This is a genomic window from Formosa sp. F44, assembly GCF_056238645.1.
This window is the reverse complement of sequence record NZ_JBWDLJ010000004.1, coordinates 1-18,071: the sequence shown is the minus strand read 5'-3', so window position 1 is coordinate 18,071 and position 18,071 is coordinate 1. Positions and strand designations below refer to the sequence as shown.

Sequence of the window (18,071 nt, the reverse complement as noted above, 5' to 3'; positions counted from 1 at the left end):
TTTGTAAGAAAAATTAATCATAAAAATAAAGAACGAAATATAATTTTTAATATTTAATCCATTTAATAAGCTCCTTGTACGTCGGTTTTTTACCATACATTAAAATCCCAACACGATAAATTTTCGCAGCGAACCAAACGGTAAGTAAAAAAGATCCTATTAAAAGTAACAGCGATAATAGCTGTTGCCATATAGGAACACCAAACGGTATTCGCATTAGCATAACTACCGGAGAAGTTAAAGGAATAAATGAAAATATTGTAGACACAATGCCGTGCGGATCTTCGATAACTGTAAAGAAACCAATATAAACAGATAATACCAATGGCATTAATATAGGAAATACAAACTGTTGTGTATCGGTTTCATTATCTACTGCAGCACCAATTGCCGCATACATTGAGCTGTATAGTAAGTACCCAGCGATAAAAAACAATACAAATGCTATGATTAAATTGGCTAATGGCAGATGATAAAGGCCTGACAGAATAGTTTCTATCTGACCGTTTAATTGCTGATCGACTAGAGATTGTTCTATAACTTGCTTTTGGGGAGATTGAGACATATCTATTCCGAAAACAACCCCAACTAAGGCTGTTAAAATCCCTCCTAAAATAATCCAAATAATAATTTGTGTTATTCCTGCTAACGATGTTCCTATAATTTTACCCAACATGAGTTGCATGGGTTTCACAGACGAAATAATTACTTCGATAACGCGACTCGTTTTTTCTTCAATCACACTACGCATGATCATGTTACCATAAATAATGATAAACATAAATAACAAATACCCTGCGGCACCACCAAATGCAAGTTTAATGATACTTTCGACCTTAGAGGTTTTCTCTCCCGAAAAATTTTCTTGAACAATACTGACTTCAATTTTAGCAGATTCTATTTTATCTAAGTCGACACCAACTTGTACCAATTTCACATCGGTAAGAGATTTTTCAACTTTACTCTCTAAAGTGGTAACAACCGACAAGGAAGGTGATTCTTCTGAGTAAAACTTGACATGTTTCTTTAAATAATTTACATCATTGCCCTTTTCTATATGTAATAAACCATAATCTTCTTGGGCGTTAACCAGTAATTTAGCGGCCTCTAAATCTATGTTGGTCAAGAATCTATATTTTGTAGTTTCGGTATCTTTAAACGCATTAGTTACCAAACCTGATTCGTCTAAAATGGCTATAGTTCTTACTTTATTATTACTGATTTGCGACAAATAAGCTACCGTTGCAATAAGTGCAATTAATACAATCGGACTTAAAATAGTCATCACAATAAATGCTTTATTTTTAACCTTCGTTAAATACTCTCTTTTAATTATGAGTGGTAAATGATTCATGTTTAACTATTATTCTGAATGGCTTTTATAAAAATATCGTTTGTGCTTGGCAGTAATTCAATAAAGTGAGACACCTCTCCTTTAGTGGTTAAATACTGCAAAAAATCGTTAGGCTTCTCTATCGATCCTAATTTTACATTTAACTTTAATTGCTCGTCTATTGTTTTGAATTGTGCTGGAGACACATCAAATTTATCGGTTAACTCTTTGTGTAAAGCATCGATATTTGACGTTTTTACTCCGATTTCGTAAGAGTTATCTTTATATGCTCTTTTTATATCTGTTAACTTACCGTCTAATATTTTATTGGACTTATTAATTAATGCAATATGATCGCATAATTCTTCGACAGATTCCATACGGTGTGTCGAAAAAATAACAGTTGCGCCATTATCGCGTAACCGCAAGATTTCGTCTTTTATAAGGTTAGCATTTATAGGATCGAATCCAGAAAAAGGCTCATCGAAAATTAACAGTTTAGGTTCGTGTAAAACGGTGACTACAAACTGAATTTTTTGCGCCATTCCTTTAGATAGCTCTTGGATTTTTTTATTCCACCAATCTCCAATTTCTAAACGTTCGAACCAATAGTGTAATCGCTTTTTGGCTTCAGCTTTACTTAAGCCCTTTAATTGTGCTAGATATAGCGCTTGCTCGCCAACCTTCATAGATTTATATAAACCCCGTTCTTCTGGTAAATATCCAATATCTCTAACATGGTGATTCTTTAAAGGTTCTCCATCTAAAATTACATGTCCAGAATCGGGCATGGTAATTTGATTTATGATACGAATTAAAGTGGTTTTTCCAGCACCATTTGGTCCTAACAAACCAAAAATACTGCCTTTAGGAACGTCTATAGAAACTTGGTTAAGCGCTGTAAAATCTCCAAATTTTTTAGAAATATTATGCGCCTCTAAAATGTTATGCATTCGTGAGTTTAGTTAATTAGGATGTAAAGATATTAAATGTAAGACAACAAGTTTAATTATATGCATAAAAAGCAATAATCGCTAAAATCACAAAACCCACCCTTAGATAAACATAAGGATGGGAAAAAAATTGCTATGAAAAAGAAAAATTTACTAATTTCAATTAGTAATAATCCAAATATAGTACTTTATATTAAATAACCCTTAATTTTTTATTATAATTTTTACGAATTACACAAAAACAAAAACATCCGCCATATATGACGGATGTTTAAGGTGTACTTAATTATTGTTTTTTTTTAAGAAAACATATCTTTTACTTTCTCAAAAAACGATTTATCAGAACTTTCCGGTTTTGGTGAAAAATGTTCGTCTTCACGCATGGCTTCGAAAAAATCTTTTTGTTGTTTATTCAATGTTTTAGGAGTCCATACATTTACATGTACTAATAAATCTCCTTTGGCGTAACCATTAATATTTGGTATACCTTTACCTCGTAAACGTAAAATTTTACCCGATTGTGTACCGGCTTCAATTTTAATACGCACTTTACCTGTAACGGTTTCTATTTCCTGAGATGTTCCTAAAACAGCATCTGGTATAGTTACGTATAAATCGAAATGAAGATTGTCACCTTCACGTTGTAAACTGCTATGTGCTTCTTCTTCTATCGCCACTAAAAGATCTCCAGAAATTCCCATTGAACCAGGAGCCTCGTTACCTTTGCCAGTCACTTTTAATTGCATGCCATCTACAACACCTGCTGGTATTTTAATGGAAACCGTTTCTTCTTTAACAATTAACCCTTGAGCATCTGCATCTTTAGGTTTTTTATCTATAGTCTGACCAGAACCACCACAAGCCGTACAAGGTGCCGCTGTTTGCATACGACCTAGAATAGTATTTGCAATACGTGTAACCTGACCAGAACCCTGACAAGTAGGACACGTATTATAAGTAGTACCCTCAGCCTGAACTTTACGTCTTACTTTAACTTTCTTTTCTACGCCGTTAGCAATTTCTTCTAACGTTAATTTTACACGAATTCTAAGGTTACTTCCTTTAACTCGGCGTTGGCCACCGCCACCACCAAATCCTGAAAACCCGCCACCGCCGAAACCGCCGCCACCAAAGATATCACCGAATTGGCTAAAGATGTCGTCCATGTTCATATGGCCACCACCTCCGAAGCCACCTCCGCCACCACCTTCGAAGGCTTGGTGACCGAATTGATCGTATCGTGCTTTTTTATCTTGGTTACTTAAAATTTCGTAAGCTTCTGCTGCTTCCTTAAACTTGGTTTCTGCTTCCTTGTTATCTGGATTCTTATCTGGGTGGAATTCAATAGCTTTCTTTCTGTAAGCCTTTTTAATTTCAGCCCCAGTTGCATTCTTGCTAACTCCTAGAATTTCGTAATAATCTCTCTTCATTGTATATGTGTCCCTTTCGACCGTTAATATTTTTTTACACTATAATTTAGTAAGTAAATGTCTTATTGCCCAATTACAACTTTAGGAAACCGGATTACCTTTTCTCCTAATTTGTATCCCTTTTCAATTACATCAATAATTTTACCTTTTAAATCTGGTGTTGGAGCAGGAATTTGAGTAATAGCTTCATGATGATCTGCATCAAATGTATCACCGGCTTGTACTTCTACAATTTCTAAACCTTTATTTTGTAACAAATTTTTAAGTTTATTACTAATTAACTCGACACCTTTTAAAAGGTCCTTTTCTTTGGTTTTTGAAATTTCGCCATAAGCACGATCAAAATCGTCTAATACAGGTAACAACGCAACCATGACATCCTGGTTGGCAGTTTTAAACAACTCAATACGCTCTTTTGAAGTTCGTTTTTTGTAGTTCTCGAACTCCGCAAACAATCTTAAAAATTTATCTTTTTCCTCTTTTAGTTTAATTTGCAAATCTTCTTCAACAGATGTTTCCTGATTTTCAACTACTTGCTCTTCTATATTTTCGTTCTCAACGTCGTTTTGTATCTCTTCTTTACTCATGTCTTACATATTTAAATAAACACTACCAATGAAAGGCAAAAGTACTGCCATCTTTCTGAATTTGCCAAAATGTCACAAATAAATTTTATCTTTTATTCATTAGTCATTCTATTTTAATTAATTTTGAAATTAACCATAAAACACTACAACATGAAAAATAAAGTTTTAACGCTAATGTGCGTATTATCAATGGGAATAGCAACTACTTCTTGTAAAGACAAAGGTAAAGAAGTTGATGCTAAAGCAGCCGAACCGGTAGCAGAAAGTGCTCAAGCATCTGAGACATACAATGTAGATGTAGCGAATTCTTCTATCGAGTGGAAAGGATTTAAACCTACAGGAACACACTTTGGAACTGTAAATATTGAGTCTGGAGAACTTACCACCGACAATAACAGCATACAGAGCGGAAGCATAGTAATAGATATGAAAAGTATTGTTGCTTTGGATGTTGACGGTGACAAAAAAGAGAACTTAGAAGCTCACTTAAAAGGAACTGTTGAAGGTAAAGAGGGAGACTTTTTTAACGTAAACGAATTTCCTACAGCAGGATTTGAAATCACTGGTGTATCTAAAAATGAAACAGGAAAAACCATGTTAGCTGGAAATTTAACAATGCGTGGAATCAAGAAAAATGTATCGTTCCCTGTAACGGTTTCTGTAAGTGACGACTCGCTTAGTATAGTAAGTGAAACTTTTGAAATTGACAGAACAGTTTGGGGAATTAATTACGGTTCTAAATCTGTTTTCGATAATCTAGGAGACAAATTTATTAATGACGAAATTGAGTTAACGATTAAAGTTAACGCTACAAAATCTTAATACAATCATAGATTTAATTTAGTAAGAAGACTATCTGAAAAGATAGTCTTTTTTTATTTCAGCAATTCTAATAAAGCGGGCTGTAAATTAGGATACTTAAACACAAAACCTTCTCCAACAAGCTTTTTACAGCTCACTCGCTGACTCGAAAATAATAAATAAGACATTTCTCCCAATATCAGTTTCATCGCTACTTTTGGAATATTTGGCAAGAACATAGGTTTATTTAAAGTCTTGGCAATAGACTTTACCAGTTCGCCTTGTGTAACAGGGTTTGGAGCTACTGCGTTAAACGTACCTTCTCCACAATACTTTAACAAGTACACAAACACACGCACCACATCGTCTACATGTATCCATGATTGCCACTGTTCTCCGGTTCCAAACACGGCTCCTAATCCCATCTCGGTAGGCTTTTTTAATTCGCTTAAAACGCCACCTTTTTCAGAAAGCACAAGACCAATTCTAACTTTTGCAACCTTTATATTAAGTCCAAAAAACGTATCTACTTCGGCTTCCCAAGCTTTAACAACATCGCCTAAAAACGAATCGTCTACTTCTGTTTCAGTCTCGTTATATAAGCGCGTTAGTGAATCTGGATAAACACTTATACCACTAGCAGAAATAATTTGTAATACCTTATGGTTAGGCACCGATCGGAGACCTTTATGCAGTAATCGTGCAGATAACACACGACTATCTATAATATCTTTTTTATTTGAAGCCGTCCAACGTTTTGAAACAGTACTTCCTGCTAAATGAATAATAACTTCAACATCCTGAAAGCAATCGGTATCAATTTCGTTAGTATACGGATTCCAATAATACCCCTGATAGTTTTCTTTACTGACTATTTTTTCTTTTGAGGTTGTTAAATATTTGACACTCACATCCTTCTGGAGACAAAGTTCCACAATTTTACTTCCTAAAAGTCCAGTAGCGCCAGTAATTAAAACACCCATATTCTAATTTTTAAACAAAAATACCAAATACAAGAGTGTCAAGACACTACATTAAGTAAGGTTTAACAGTAATCTGCCAAAACTTTAGTATATAATTATATTCTGCTAATCAATTTGAAGTTTATATTTCTGCAGTAAACCTTCTAGATCGGAACTCGAGAATTTAGCGCCTTTCATTTTATTAAGTTCCGGATCAATTATAAAATTGTAAGCCGTCTGAAAATGTGCCCCTTCTAAATTGGAGTTAAAAAACTGGGTGTCTTGTAAATTACATTCGTCAAACACAGCTTGAGACAAATCGGTTTCATTAAAAGTAGCTTGTTGTAATTCGCAATTAATAAATAAAGTCTGTTTCAGTTTTAAAAAATCGAATTGCGCCATTTGTAAATTACAATTGGTAAAATTAAATCGCATTAAAAAGGTACTTACAGATTTAAAATTTAGACCCAATAATTTACAACCTGAAAACGTGACATCATTTAAGGTTGTATTTTTAAGTGTTGCATTACTTAAATTACAATCTATAAATTCACATTCGTTAAATACAATTCCAGAGAGGTTTCCGTTAGAAAAGTCGCATTGCTCGAATGAACAACTTTCGTAATTCCCAATTGGCAACGGACTACGACTAAAATTTTCTTTTTTAAATAACTCGTCTTCAATAATAGGATTCATAATACGGTTTTATAACGGTTTATTGGCTCGTAACATTTCTCTTTTTCCCGGAGGACCCGGAATGCGATCTACTAAAAAACCTACGGTTTGCATAGCACGTCTGGCATTTCCCTGCGCAGAATAAGTCACTAAAACACCACCGGGTTTTAAAGCTTTATACATAATTTTAAATACAGCTTCTCCCCATAATTCAGGTTGTACCCTTGGCCCGAATGCATCAAAAAACACGAGGTCATATAATGCTACATCGGTAATATCATTAAATGTTTTTTCTTGTTTTAATAATGAAAATTTAGAAGTTATATCTTGCATAACTTCCCAAGACACATCGTGAAGTGTATTAAAAACCGATTCTTGCGTACCAGATAAAATTTCTTTAGAATAATTTATATGTTGTAAATGTTCGGACGTTACAGGATAAGCCTCTACACCTGTATACTTAATTTTACAATGTAAACTTTCTGCGTGTAAACACGTTAAAAAGGCATTTAAGCCGGTCCCAAATCCTATTTCTAAAACTGAAAGCTCTTGTTTTTCAGGGTACTTATCACTCCAGTAATCTAATCCAGAAGTAATAAATACATGAAGTGCTTCTTGGATTGCACCATGTCGCGAATGATAGGTTTCGTCTAAATCTGGCAAATATATGGTTGAAGAACCATCGGCTGTAGTAATAATTTTACGTTCCAAAACACTGAAAATTGAGATAGATTAATTAAAATACTAAAATCTAATAGAAGGTACTGCGAATCTAAATTAGCAGTTAAAACAAGACGTAAATATACACGATTTTTAAATCACTTTTGGAATTTTTATACTACTTTTATACTATAATTTAATATACTGTTTAATTAAGTAAATTGTAATATTTTGACAAATTCGATTGAAATTACAAAAGCAAAAACGAGCAAGATACAAGATGTAGATTTTGAAAATTTGTCTTTTGGAAAGGTTTTTACAGATCACATGTTTACTTGTGATTTTAAAAATGGTGAATGGCAGAAGCCTGAAATTACGCCATATGCTCCACTAACTTTAGATCCTTCGGCACGTGTTTTTCATTACGGCCAAGCTGTTTTTGAAGGAATGAAAGCATATAAAGACGATGCTGGTAAGGTCTGGTTATTTAGACCAGAAGATAATCTTGCACGTATAAACAAATCTGCAGAGCGTCTGGCTATGCCAGCATTTCCGCACGATCTCTTTATGGATGGTTTAAAAAAACTAATTAATTTAGATCAGGATTGGGTAAAACCAGGTTTTGGAAATTCGCTTTATATTAGGCCTTTTGTAATTGCTACAGAACCTGAAATTGCAGCTTCTCCTTCTTCAGAATATAAATTTTTAATTATTTGTTCGCCAGCACAATCTTACTATTCTGGAGATGTTCGTGTATTGGTAGCAGAACAGTTTAGCCGTTCGGCAAATGGTGGTGTTGGTTTTGCTAAAGCTGCTGGTAACTATGCTGCTCAGTTTTATCCTACAAGCTTAGCAAACAAAGAAGGTTTCCAACAAATTATTTGGACAGATGCCAATACGCATGAATTCCTAGAAGAAGCCGGAACAATGAATGTCTTTTTTAGAATTAACGACACTTTATACACGGCACCAACAAGCGAACGTATATTAGATGGTATTACACGTAAAAGTATCATTCAAATTGCTCAAGATGCAGGTATTACAGTAGAAATTAGACCAATTAAAGTTAGCGAAATTGTTGAAGCTAGTAAAAATGGTTCCCTAAAAGAAATTTTTGGTTCTGGAACAGCGGCTGTTGTTAGTCCGATATCTGCTTTCTCACATAAAGGAGAACTATTCGAAATCCCTAAACAAGACGATAAATACTCCGATAAATTTAAAAAATTACTTAACGGAATTCAATACAATACACTTGAAGACCCTTACGGTTGGAGACAAAGTATATAAAACTTAAAAGAGCGATTATTTTAAAATAGTCGCTCTTTTTTTTACTTCTTTAAAATGGAAGCAATATCCGGGGCAAAGTAATTAGGCCCTTTTAATACTTTCCCATCTTCTCTATAAATTGGTTCTCCGTCGCTCCCCAATTTACTCATATTACTACGTTGTATCTCATTAAACACGGCTTCTATTTTATGTTGTAAACCATGTTCTATAATAGTACCACATAATATGTATAGCATATCGCCTAACGCATCTGCAACTTCTACAAGATCTTTATTATTAACAGCTTCTAAATATTCTTCATTTTCCTCTTTCATTAAATTATAACGCAACAAATTTTTACTCTCACCTAAATCGGCACGTTCTACTTCGCTAAATCCTAATTTATAAGCAGTATGAAATGCTTTTACAGACTCTATTTTATTCTTCATATTATAAAAATATTATTATTTTGATTACATTTACAGACTTGATAATTTTATATACAAACCCTAGTTTTTAAGCTAATTATTAAGTTTTTAAAATTAAATCAGCTTATTTTTAATTAATTCTTACAGTGCCGCATGTTTACAGAAGGTCAATTAATTTTTGGAGTCATATTTTTTATAGTTTTTGCTATCTCAATATTTTATACTTATAAAAAAGATTTTGCATTACACAAGAAATATTATAGCGGTAGTATATGGGTTCTTGTAGGTTTTATAGCGTTCCTATTATTTATTATCTGCATAAAATTAATATTTAAAGGTTAATAATTACCCGATTTCCTTTATAAATTTTACGTCTCTGTAACGCTTTTCAATAGCTCTTGATTTTCACGAGTAAACCATCCTATTTAAAACACCTTTAGGTCTACTAAATCTGAAGACATACCTTCTATAAATCGCGTAAAATTCAGTTGTCTTTCGCTAAAAAAAACAGAAAAAGTTCTGCTTATTTAAAGAACGAATCTGCTTTTTAAAAAATTGAAATAAAATTGATTACCTTTGATTTCATACAACTTACACTAATGAAATCTACCAAATATATACTATTCATATTACTAATTGCGTTCATTGGTTCTGCAATTTACATTGCGGTACAACCTAACGAAATTAGCTTTTCTAAAACAAGAACGATACACGCTCCACAAGAAGTTATCTTTAATTATGTTAACGATTTAAACCATTGGAAATCTTGGGCGCCTTGGAAAAAAACCAGTACTTCAAACTCCATTTTAAATGATAAAGAATACACTTGGTTAGAAGATAATGCCATTGGAAGAATTACAACTACCGAAGTTTCTAAACCTTCAGAAATTAAGCAAAAACTTACATTTCCAGACTATCCAAAATCTCAGTTAGACTGGAAGATAGATTCATTATCTCCACAAACATCAACTGTAACGTTTAGTATGCGTAGTGATAATATACCATTTAAAAAGAAAGCCTATTATGCACTATTCGGAACTCCTGAAGAAAACCTAGCGCCAAAATTCGAAACCAGTCTTATGCAATTAGATTCTGCTGTCTCTAAAAGCATGAAAGTTTATAGTATTACGATAAACGGCATAACTAATCACAGTGGTGGTTATTATTTGTACAACACAACATCCAGTAAAATGGATAATTTTCAGGATAAAATAAAGGTTATGATGCCTGAAATTACTGATTATGTTGCTAAAAACAATATTCCGATGGCTGGTTTTCCTTTTGTACTATATCATAAATGGGATGAAGCAAACAATGCCGTAATTTTCTCGTGTTGTGTCCCTACTAGTACACAAGTTCTCACTACAGATAGCGATATTCTAACCGGCTCCTTACCTGCTTTTAAAACACTTAAAACAACCCTCCAAGGAGATTATAATTATTTAGACGAAGCCTGGGAAACAACGTTCGAGCATATAAAAACGAATAACTTGGAAACTGCACAAAGTAATATTATGCTAGAAACGTATATTACAAATCCGAAATATAAAATAAACCCTGCCGATTGGGTTACTGAAATTTACGTTGCATTAAAAGAGGAATCGGATACCCTTCCGTTAGATTTAAAAGGATTAAAACTGCCATTGGATAATGATAACTAAAAGCTACAAGCACAGATGAAACAATTGCTCTTAGTGTTTATTGGTGGAGGTTCTGGTAGTGTTCTACGGTTTTTAATCAGTAAATATTTAAACAGTCCCAATACAGGTATTCCTTACGGAACTTTTTTAGCTAATATTCTTGGGAGTTTGTTAATAGGAATTATTCTAGGCTTGGCTTCTAAAAACCATTTTATCACTCAGAATCACACTTTATTACTAGCGACAGGATTTTGTGGCGGATTAACAACCTTTTCTACCTTTGCTTACGAAAATCATATGTTTTTAAAAATGGGTGACTTTCTAAATTTTACCATGTACACCTTTACAACCTTTACTCTTGGATTTTTCGCTGTATTTCTTGGCGTTTATATAATTAAAGCTATTTAATTCTTTACAAAAGCTTTTACTCCTGCTTTTATCTCGGTATCTAAATAATTTGCTCTTGGCACAATCGGACAAGAATATTTTTCGTCGTAAGCGCAATACGGATTATAGGCGGTATTAAAATCTATAGTTATAATACTATCGCGTTCCTTATCATGAACTAGAACTTCAATATAACGGCCACCACCATAAGTAGAATCACCATTGGTATTATCTAAAAAAGGTAGAAATAAATAATCTTCTTCACCTTCTTCGTCTAGTAAATCTTGACTTTCATATATTTTAAGTTCAAAATCCTCTCCCTTAATCTTAAAATTTACCACACCAAAAACACGTTCTTTAGACATACGATCGGTAGTTGTTGGCATTTCAAAAAATGTACTATCTGGTGTATGTTTTAACCTTGCTTGCACAACGTAGGCCGAATCAAATTCAAAAAAATCTAAACCTCTAAAAGCTTTACGATCCTTCTTTTTTAAAGGAGACGTACTCGCATCTTTAAAACTTGCATTTAACGATTTTTGAAAAGGTGTATCTCCTAGCAAAGGTTTTTTATTTTGAAAACACGAACACAAACAGAAAAATAGGCAGATATATAAGAATGATTTCATTTGAATAAAATTTGAGTTTCAAAAATACAACTTATACTTTTTTTATCTAGATTTGAACTTATAAATATACAAATCATGTTAAGCAGAAAAGTAAATTATAAACTTACCCGTGTATCTAAACCAAGATACTGGACTCTCTGTATATAACATTTTACTATTTTATATAATAAACGTCCAACCTTTTTTAAGTTGGACGTTTTTTTTTGCACTAATCAACCAAAACCAATGAAAACTATTTTTAGAACTTACGTGAACACCTTTAGAGGCCTTTCTACCGAGGTATGGTGGTTGGCTTTAATAACATTGATAAACCGAGCGGGAACCATGGTGATCCCTTTTTTATCCTTATATCTTACTAAAAATTTACACTTTACATTATCTGATGTGGGGTGGATTATGAGTGCTTTTGGCGCAGGCTCTGTTGTAGGCTCTTGGTTAGGTGGTAAATTAACCGATAAAATTGGATACTACAAAATCATGGTTTTTAGTCTTGTGCTTTCAGGATTCTTGTTTATATCACTTCAGTTTTTAAATACGTTTTTAAGCATTTCTATTGGTGTTTTTATATTAATGATCGTGGCAGATATGTTTAGACCTGCCATGTTTGTGGCTTTAAGTGCATACAGTAAACCTGAAAACAAAGTAAGATCGGTAACATTAATACGATTAGCAATAAATCTAGGATTTTCTGCAGGACCCGCTATTGGTGGGTTAATTATAGTCACCTTAAGTTACGGTGGCTTATTTTGGGTAGATGGTATTACATGCTTCTTAGCAGGTATTTTATTACTCAATGTTTTACACCCTAAAAAAGCAAGAATAGCAGATGAGATTTTGGTTACAAATCCAAAATCGGCTTACAGCGATGTAAACTATATTATCTTTTTATTCGCCATGTTATTATTCGGAATTGCATTTTTACAGTACTTCTCTACCGTTCCGTTGTTCTACAAAGAAGTACATCACTTATCGGAATTTGAGATTGGATTATTAATGGGAATGAACGGATTTATAATTTTTGCCTTAGAAATGCCGTTAGTAAAATCCTTAGAGAAGCCTACATATTCTAAAACAGGCTTGGTTGTTTTTGGAGCTGTATTAACGGGCCTAAGTTTTATATTTTTAAATATTAGTGAATGGGCTGGCGTTTTAGTAATTGGTATGTTGTTTATGACCATAGGTGAAATGATAGCTTTTCCATTCTCGAATGCATTTGCTTTAGAACGTGCCAAAAAAGGAAATCAGGGTGAATACATGGCACTATACAGTATCGCATTTTCTATAGCACATATTATTGCCCACAACTCGGGTATGCACCTTATCGAAAAATATGGGTACCAAATAACATGGTACATCACCACAGTTGTGATGATTGTATGCGTTGCAATATTATACTATCTTAAATGGAGAATGATACAACAGAAAGACAAATAGTAAACGCAGTTATTAACGCGTAGAATCACGTACAACAATATCGGTCTCTACAAGCTCTGTAGCAAATGTATTAGAGTCTGCTTTTTGTTCTAGCTTTTCTATTAATTTTTTAACTGCTGTAGCTCCCATAATTTCTCCATGCTGACTCACACATGTTAATTTCGGATTAGAATGACGTGCTAATAATCCATTAGAAAAAGAAATAACCGCTAAGTCTTCTGGTATTTTATATCCATTTTCATTTGCTAACTTCATTGCTGCAACAGCCGTAGACTCGTTAGTAGAAATAATACCATCTATGGTTTGTTTAAATAAAGGACTTATCATAGATGCATATTGTTTGTAATCGGCTTCTGATTCATTTATCACTAAATTTTCATCAAAAGGTAAATTATTTAGAGCCAATCCTTTTTTATAACCTTCAAAACGAATCTTACCTTTACTTAGATTTTTAAATGGGGAAACAAAAGCAATACGCTTACATCCTTGCTTAGCCAAATCTGTTACGGCATTAACCGAACCATTAAAATCGTCGTTAATAATTTTATCACACTCAATGTGGTCGGAAACACGATCGAACATCACTATAGGGAATCCAAATTTTACAGAATCTTCAAAATGACTATACGCACCATTTTCTTCAGTCTCTTTAGAAATAGACAGCAAGAAACCATCAATACTTCCCGTTGAAAGCATATCTAATATTTCTGCCTCTTTCTGGTAGGACTCGTTAGAAATACACGTAATAATTCTGTACCCATTCTTTGCGGCTTCCTTTTCTATACCTTGCAACACTTGCATATAGAAATAGTTAAGCATATTAGGGATAATTACACCTATACTTTTAGTCCGTTTATTTTTTAAACTTAAGGCATTATAATTGGGTCTGTAATTTTTTTCTTTAGCGTAATTCTGAATTAAAATCCGAGTTTCCTCACTAATTTCAGGAATATCATGAAGCGCTTTAGATACTGTTGAAACGGATACATTTAATGCTTTCGCAATATCTTTTAAGGTCGTTTTTTTCATGAAAATTGCTATTAATTTATTAGTGAATTTGATTTTGAGAGTAAAAAATTAAAAAGATAAAATTATAATAAATTTATGAATTTAAAAAGTCTAAATTTTTATTAATTATTAAATTTTAGATAACTTAATGATTGTTTTACAATAGTTTCGTTAATCAAAGTGCTATTTGACATCACATTATACAAAAAATCTATATTTTTTTCGATTGGTAGAATATAATACAAATTATCCGAAGTTTAATTTATTGTTTCCACAATATTAAAGCAAAATAATAATGGCTAAATAGGTGTTAAACTTTGAATTCTCAACACATTATTACAAATTAGTGACTAATTTTGTGCACTTTATTTTATAAAATGACACACTCTAGTAATACTAACATAAAAAATTTAATCATCTACCAAAAGTCTCTAGATGTATTTAAATTATCTAGACATATTGCCTCCTATATTACATACGATAAAGATATCCTTTCTATGCACAATTCTAAACATTATGTAGATAAGTATGCAGATAAATTGGTTATTGATGCGCTAGGTTTAGTACCTAAAATTGTGGAAACCGAAAATGAAACAGATCAAATTAAAAAAGTAAAACGCGCAAAGTCTTTACGATTTTTCATAGATCGATTATATTATAATACGAGACATTTAGAAACGACTAGAACAAATGGCTCAGATTTTATAAAATTACTTCGAATAGAACTTAAAAAGTTAAGAATTATTCACAAACAATATGTTCGTTCTTTAATCCAATTAAATTAGTAGCTTAACTTTTCCTATTAATAGCTTCTAATACCAAGCGTATTTCCCCATAACTATATTTATCATCTAATTGCATCTTTAAATCAGATAGATTTTCAAACTTAGTTTTAGGGATAATCTCATACAATTCGTTGTAAGTTTGTTTACTCATTACATCCGTTATTTTGACAACCCCTTCAGGGATAAAATGTGCCAAATGTCCGAAGATGGTGTTTTCATTTAAGTCCCGTTCCTGAGCGATTTCACTAATCGATTTACCAGATTTGAATAAGTCTAGGGACAAATCCTTAGTATTTATTTTATTATCTTTAGTATCTTCATCTGTAAAGATAGTTTCGTCAGAATCTGTTTGTATATCATTTTCGTCACAATAATCACGTATAACCTTTAAAATTGCACTTCCATACTTTTCAACCCTAGTCTTCCCCATACCATTTACTAACAAAAGCTCATCTTTAGTTACCGGGAGTACTTCACAGATTTCATACAACGATTTTTGAGTAAAGACCTGGAAATGGACCAAATCATTTTCGGTAGCAATTTCGTTCCTTAAAACACGTAATAATTCAAATAACTCCACATTAATGGTTCCGTCTACAACAGATTCTCTAGACTTTCGAGGCTTTTCTTTTGCCAAGAAAACAGATTTAGCGCGTAACTCTAAAAGTCTTTTGGTCGTAAAATTATCGGTTAGAGCATTAAAATAAAAACACTTAGAATCATACAGCTCCTCTATAATATCCATATTTTTAGTAATATCTCCTCCCACCGCTTTATTGTCTGTAGTAAAACTAAACGCTTTTAGCGGACCACCGATATTCATTTCTGTTTCTTGTTTAAAATAAGAAATAGCCTTTTTAAAACGCTCTTGAATGGTAGCACTAGATTCTAACGAGTTAGATTCATCCTCCGATAATTGTCTGAGTTGTGCATTAAAACCATTACTTACTTTTAGCAGGTTGGTTACGGTATTTTTAATGGTTACCATCTCATGCTCGACCTTACCTTGAATACTATTCCTGTTTTTATAAAAGATATCTAGAATACGATTTACAGGATATAGAAATTCATAGAAACCGAATACTTCTGCAATCAAATCTAGTTGAAATAATTTTTGAGAACGTTCTAGAATATATTGATCCGGTTCATTTTCTTCAGCGTTTTTATTAAAGGTTAAAACGTGATTATCTGTTATAATCTGATTGGAACTAATTTTACTCTTAAGCACCAAACCTTCAAGAGATTTACAACGACTTAATGCCACATAGGTTTGTCCATGGGCAAATGCCGCACCAGCATCTATAATTGCTTTCTCGAACGTTAGCCCTTGACTTTTATGTATCGTTATTGACCAGGCCAATCGTAGCGGAATTTGAGTGAAAGCGCCAATTTTCTCTTCGGTAATGGCTTTGCTTTCTTTATCTACACCGTAATTTATATTTTCCCAGGTTTCAGACTTGGTTACTATATTAAAATCATCATCAGGACATTGCACGGTAACTTCATCCTTAGTCAGTTCAATAACCTTCCCGATTTTACCATTAAAATAGCGTTTATCCTGACTACTATCATTCTTAATAAACATGACTTGTGCTCCAACTTTAAGCTTTAAAGACTCACTATTTGGATATGAAAACTCTGGAAACTTACCTTCTACAATAGCGTTATAAGTAAATACCTTGGTATTAAGTTTATCTAATTCTAGTGTATTTGTGGCTTCTGCTTTGTTATTATGAGTAGTTAATGAAATATATCCTGAATTAGCCTCTGGAGTAAAATCTGAAATGAACCTTTTATTTAATTCTTCAGCACCTGCAGGACTAAGCTGATTATTCCTAATTTCATTAAGAATTTGAATGAATGTTGGATTTTCCTGTCTATAAATGTGTTTCAATTCAATGGTTATCGCATCACATTGATGGTAAGCATGACTACTAAAAAAGAAACCATTCGCATAATGAGATCTTAACAATTGCCAATCCGAGTCCTTAATAACGGGAGATAACTGTTGTAAATCTCCAATCATTAGTACCTGAACACCACCAAAAACTTTATTTCTATTTCGAAAGCGCCGTAAAGTTTTATCTATACCATCCAATAAATCGGCTCGCACCATACTAATTTCATCTATTACTAATAAATCCATGGATTTAATAATATTGATTTTAGTTTTATTGAACCTTCTGTTAAAACCACTTGGATTATTTAAATCCGCATCCGGTAAAATAGGACCAAAAGGAAGCTGAAAAAAAGAATGAATAGTAACTCCTTTTGCATTAATTGCCGCCACTCCTGTAGGGGCAACAACAACTAGACGTTTTAAACTATCCCTTTTTAACTTATGTAAAAATGTAGTTTTTCCAGTACCAGCTTTACCTGTTAAGAACAAAGAACGGTTTGTATTATTCACAAATTCCCATGCTAAATCCAGTTCCTTATTGACAGCCATTATATAAACGTTTTAAAAAATATATTTTGAAGGTACTATATTTATTTACTTTTTAGAAGAAGAATTTATAATTATTGCAATACAGAAGTCGTTTATTATAGGAATATAATATCTTACTTTATCATGGTATTGATGAGAATAATATGGGTAATTGGGCAAAATTTTGCTCCGTTTTGTTCTCGACGCCACTCGAACGCCGTTTAAAAATATTTAAGAATGTGTTTACAACCAATATTGATGAGAAGTTAAAAATGACTAGATCTTAGATATATGAATGCAATTGTTCTCGACTCCGCTCGAACACCATTTAACGAAATGTTTTAATTTTTGATTTTCCGAAATGAATATAAACAAGGAAAATCCTCAACACATTAATATCGAAGAGAAGTTTAAAAATGAGTAAATCTTGGATATATGATTGGTTTTGTTCTCGGCTCCGCTCGAACGCCATTTAAAGGAATATTGTAAATTTTGATTTTTTGAAAAGTAGATAATCGAAGTAGATCATTACAAAACCATCTGTGCATTATAATTCAGGGCAGTTTCCCAAAAGTATATAAACAAAAAAAATCCTCAACAAATAAATGTTGAGGATTTAGTTTTAAAAAAGGCGACGACCTACTCTCCCACAAATGCAGTACCAT

General features: G+C 32.8%; 17 protein-coding genes. 6 read left to right on the top strand and 11 right to left on the bottom strand.

Annotated elements, in window-relative coordinates; genetic code table 11:
- Window positions 1–46: 46 nt before the first annotated feature.
- The 4 genes from AC0UBM_RS12855 to AC0UBM_RS12840 form a co-directional block, all read right to left on the bottom strand.
- Complete coding sequence (locus tag AC0UBM_RS12855) at window positions 47–1,354, bottom strand: ABC transporter permease (protein WP_475688867.1); 1,308 nt, start codon at window positions 1,352–1,354, stop codon at window positions 47–49.
- A 2-nt stretch (window positions 1,355–1,356) separates the two neighbouring features.
- Window positions 1,357–2,286 carry an ABC transporter ATP-binding protein gene (locus AC0UBM_RS12850; protein ID WP_475688866.1) on the bottom strand — a complete coding sequence of 310 codons (930 nt, stop codon included), beginning with the start codon at window positions 2,284–2,286 and terminating at the stop codon, window positions 1,357–1,359.
- A gap of 299 nt (window positions 2,287–2,585) precedes the next feature.
- On the bottom strand, window positions 2,586–3,716 hold the full coding sequence (gene dnaJ / locus AC0UBM_RS12845; protein WP_414037331.1) for a molecular chaperone DnaJ: 1,131 nt from the start codon (window positions 3,714–3,716) through the stop codon (window positions 2,586–2,588).
- 62 nt (window positions 3,717–3,778) lie between these two features.
- Window positions 3,779–4,303, bottom strand: coding sequence for a nucleotide exchange factor GrpE (locus AC0UBM_RS12840; RefSeq protein ID WP_475688865.1), 525 nt, complete (start codon window positions 4,301–4,303; stop codon window positions 3,779–3,781).
- 150 nt (window positions 4,304–4,453) lie between these two features.
- Between AC0UBM_RS12840 and AC0UBM_RS12835 the strand changes: the two genes are divergently transcribed.
- Window positions 4,454–5,125 carry a YceI family protein gene (locus AC0UBM_RS12835; RefSeq protein WP_414037333.1) on the top strand — a complete coding sequence of 224 codons (672 nt, stop codon included), beginning with the start codon at window positions 4,454–4,456 and terminating at the stop codon, window positions 5,123–5,125.
- 53 nt (window positions 5,126–5,178) lie between these two features.
- Here the strand turns inward: AC0UBM_RS12835 and AC0UBM_RS12830 are convergent, their stop codons facing one another.
- The 3 genes from AC0UBM_RS12830 to mnmC2 all read right to left on the bottom strand — a co-directional run bounded on the left by AC0UBM_RS12830 (window position 5,179) and on the right by mnmC2 (window position 7,452).
- Entirely contained in the window at window positions 5,179–6,087 is a 909-nt protein-coding gene (locus tag AC0UBM_RS12830) for a TIGR01777 family oxidoreductase (RefSeq protein WP_475688864.1), read from the bottom strand.
- Between the two features lie 105 nt (window positions 6,088–6,192).
- A complete protein-coding gene (locus AC0UBM_RS12825; RefSeq protein WP_475688863.1) occupies window positions 6,193–6,762 on the bottom strand; it encodes a pentapeptide repeat-containing protein in 570 nt (189 codons plus the stop codon).
- A gap of 9 nt (window positions 6,763–6,771) precedes the next feature.
- The gene (gene mnmC2, locus AC0UBM_RS12820) at window positions 6,772–7,452 is read right to left on the bottom strand and encodes a tRNA (5-methylaminomethyl-2-thiouridine)(34)-methyltransferase MnmC2 (protein WP_475688862.1); all 681 of its coding nucleotides are present in this window, start codon (window positions 7,450–7,452) and stop codon (window positions 6,772–6,774) included.
- Window positions 7,453–7,632: 180 nt separating this feature from the next.
- Between mnmC2 and AC0UBM_RS12815 the strand changes: the two genes are divergently transcribed.
- Window positions 7,633–8,688 (top strand): branched-chain amino acid aminotransferase, encoded by a 1,056-nt coding sequence (locus tag AC0UBM_RS12815; RefSeq protein ID WP_434035292.1) that lies wholly within the window; start codon window positions 7,633–7,635, stop codon window positions 8,686–8,688.
- A 41-nt stretch (window positions 8,689–8,729) separates the two neighbouring features.
- On the opposite strand, the gene AC0UBM_RS12810 is transcribed toward AC0UBM_RS12815, so the two are convergent.
- Entirely contained in the window at window positions 8,730–9,116 is a 387-nt protein-coding gene (locus AC0UBM_RS12810; RefSeq protein WP_414037338.1) for a pyrophosphohydrolase domain-containing protein, read from the bottom strand.
- Window positions 9,117–9,694: 578 nt separating this feature from the next.
- Between AC0UBM_RS12810 and AC0UBM_RS12805 the strand changes: the two genes are divergently transcribed.
- Window positions 9,695–10,756, top strand: coding sequence for a GyrI-like domain-containing protein (locus tag AC0UBM_RS12805; RefSeq protein WP_475688861.1), 1,062 nt, complete (start codon window positions 9,695–9,697; stop codon window positions 10,754–10,756).
- Window positions 10,757–10,771: 15 nt separating this feature from the next.
- Window positions 10,772–11,143 carry a fluoride efflux transporter CrcB gene (gene crcB, locus AC0UBM_RS12800; protein ID WP_434035290.1) on the top strand — a complete coding sequence of 124 codons (372 nt, stop codon included), beginning with the start codon at window positions 10,772–10,774 and terminating at the stop codon, window positions 11,141–11,143.
- Here crcB and AC0UBM_RS12795 read toward each other — a convergent pair.
- Entirely contained in the window at window positions 11,140–11,751 is a 612-nt protein-coding gene (locus tag AC0UBM_RS12795) for a DUF1684 domain-containing protein (protein WP_475688860.1), read from the bottom strand. The two genes, crcB and AC0UBM_RS12795, sit on opposite strands and share 4 nt — an antisense overlap.
- Before the next feature lie 225 nt (window positions 11,752–11,976).
- Between AC0UBM_RS12795 and AC0UBM_RS12790 the strand changes: the two genes are divergently transcribed.
- Window positions 11,977–13,185: an MDR family MFS transporter gene (locus AC0UBM_RS12790; protein ID WP_475688859.1), complete on the top strand. Its 1,209-nt coding sequence runs from the start codon at window positions 11,977–11,979 to the stop codon at window positions 13,183–13,185.
- Between the two features lie 12 nt (window positions 13,186–13,197).
- Here the strand turns inward: AC0UBM_RS12790 and AC0UBM_RS12785 are convergent, their stop codons facing one another.
- Window positions 13,198–14,214 (bottom strand): LacI family DNA-binding transcriptional regulator, encoded by a 1,017-nt coding sequence (locus AC0UBM_RS12785; RefSeq protein WP_414037343.1) that lies wholly within the window; start codon window positions 14,212–14,214, stop codon window positions 13,198–13,200.
- Window positions 14,215–14,570: 356 nt separating this feature from the next.
- On the opposite strand from AC0UBM_RS12785, the gene AC0UBM_RS12780 reads away from it, so the two are divergent.
- Window positions 14,571–14,978 carry a hypothetical protein gene (locus AC0UBM_RS12780; protein WP_414037344.1) on the top strand — a complete coding sequence of 136 codons (408 nt, stop codon included), beginning with the start codon at window positions 14,571–14,573 and terminating at the stop codon, window positions 14,976–14,978.
- 4 nt (window positions 14,979–14,982) lie between these two features.
- On the opposite strand, the gene AC0UBM_RS12775 is transcribed toward AC0UBM_RS12780, so the two are convergent.
- Entirely contained in the window at window positions 14,983–17,427 is a 2,445-nt protein-coding gene (locus AC0UBM_RS12775) for a helix-turn-helix domain-containing protein (protein WP_475688858.1), read from the bottom strand.
- Window positions 17,428–18,071 lie beyond the last annotated feature (644 nt).

Excerpts from the sequence above, each read along its gene's own strand:
- AC0UBM_RS12825 (WP_475688863.1), bottom strand. The coding sequence starts at position 6,762 with ATGAATCCTATTATTGAAGACGAGTTATTTAAAAAAGAAAATTTTAGT.
- AC0UBM_RS12790 (WP_475688859.1), top strand. The coding sequence starts at position 11,977 with ATGAAAACTATTTTTAGAACTTACGTGAACACCTTTAGAGGCCTTTCT.
- AC0UBM_RS12775 (WP_475688858.1), bottom strand. The coding sequence starts at position 17,427 with ATGGCTGTCAATAAGGAACTGGATTTAGCATGGGAATTTGTGAATAAT.
- AC0UBM_RS12835 (WP_414037333.1), top strand. The coding sequence starts at position 4,454 with ATGAAAAATAAAGTTTTAACGCTAATGTGCGTATTATCAATGGGAATA.
- AC0UBM_RS12830 (WP_475688864.1), bottom strand. The coding sequence starts at position 6,087 with ATGGGTGTTTTAATTACTGGCGCTACTGGACTTTTAGGAAGTAAAATT.
- AC0UBM_RS12805 (WP_475688861.1), top strand. The coding sequence starts at position 9,695 with ATGAAATCTACCAAATATATACTATTCATATTACTAATTGCGTTCATT.
- AC0UBM_RS12855 (WP_475688867.1), bottom strand. The coding sequence starts at position 1,354 with ATGAATCATTTACCACTCATAATTAAAAGAGAGTATTTAACGAAGGTT.
- AC0UBM_RS12780 (WP_414037344.1), top strand. The coding sequence starts at position 14,571 with ATGACACACTCTAGTAATACTAACATAAAAAATTTAATCATCTACCAA.
- AC0UBM_RS12810 (WP_414037338.1), bottom strand. The coding sequence starts at position 9,116 with ATGAAGAATAAAATAGAGTCTGTAAAAGCATTTCATACTGCTTATAAA.
- crcB (WP_434035290.1), top strand. The coding sequence starts at position 10,772 with ATGAAACAATTGCTCTTAGTGTTTATTGGTGGAGGTTCTGGTAGTGTT.
- AC0UBM_RS12850 (WP_475688866.1), bottom strand. The coding sequence starts at position 2,286 with ATGCATAACATTTTAGAGGCGCATAATATTTCTAAAAAATTTGGAGAT.
- AC0UBM_RS12785 (WP_414037343.1), bottom strand. The coding sequence starts at position 14,214 with ATGAAAAAAACGACCTTAAAAGATATTGCGAAAGCATTAAATGTATCC.
- dnaJ (WP_414037331.1), bottom strand. The coding sequence starts at position 3,716 with ATGAAGAGAGATTATTACGAAATTCTAGGAGTTAGCAAGAATGCAACT.
- AC0UBM_RS12840 (WP_475688865.1), bottom strand. The coding sequence starts at position 4,303 with ATGAGTAAAGAAGAGATACAAAACGACGTTGAGAACGAAAATATAGAA.
- AC0UBM_RS12795 (WP_475688860.1), bottom strand. The coding sequence starts at position 11,751 with ATGAAATCATTCTTATATATCTGCCTATTTTTCTGTTTGTGTTCGTGT.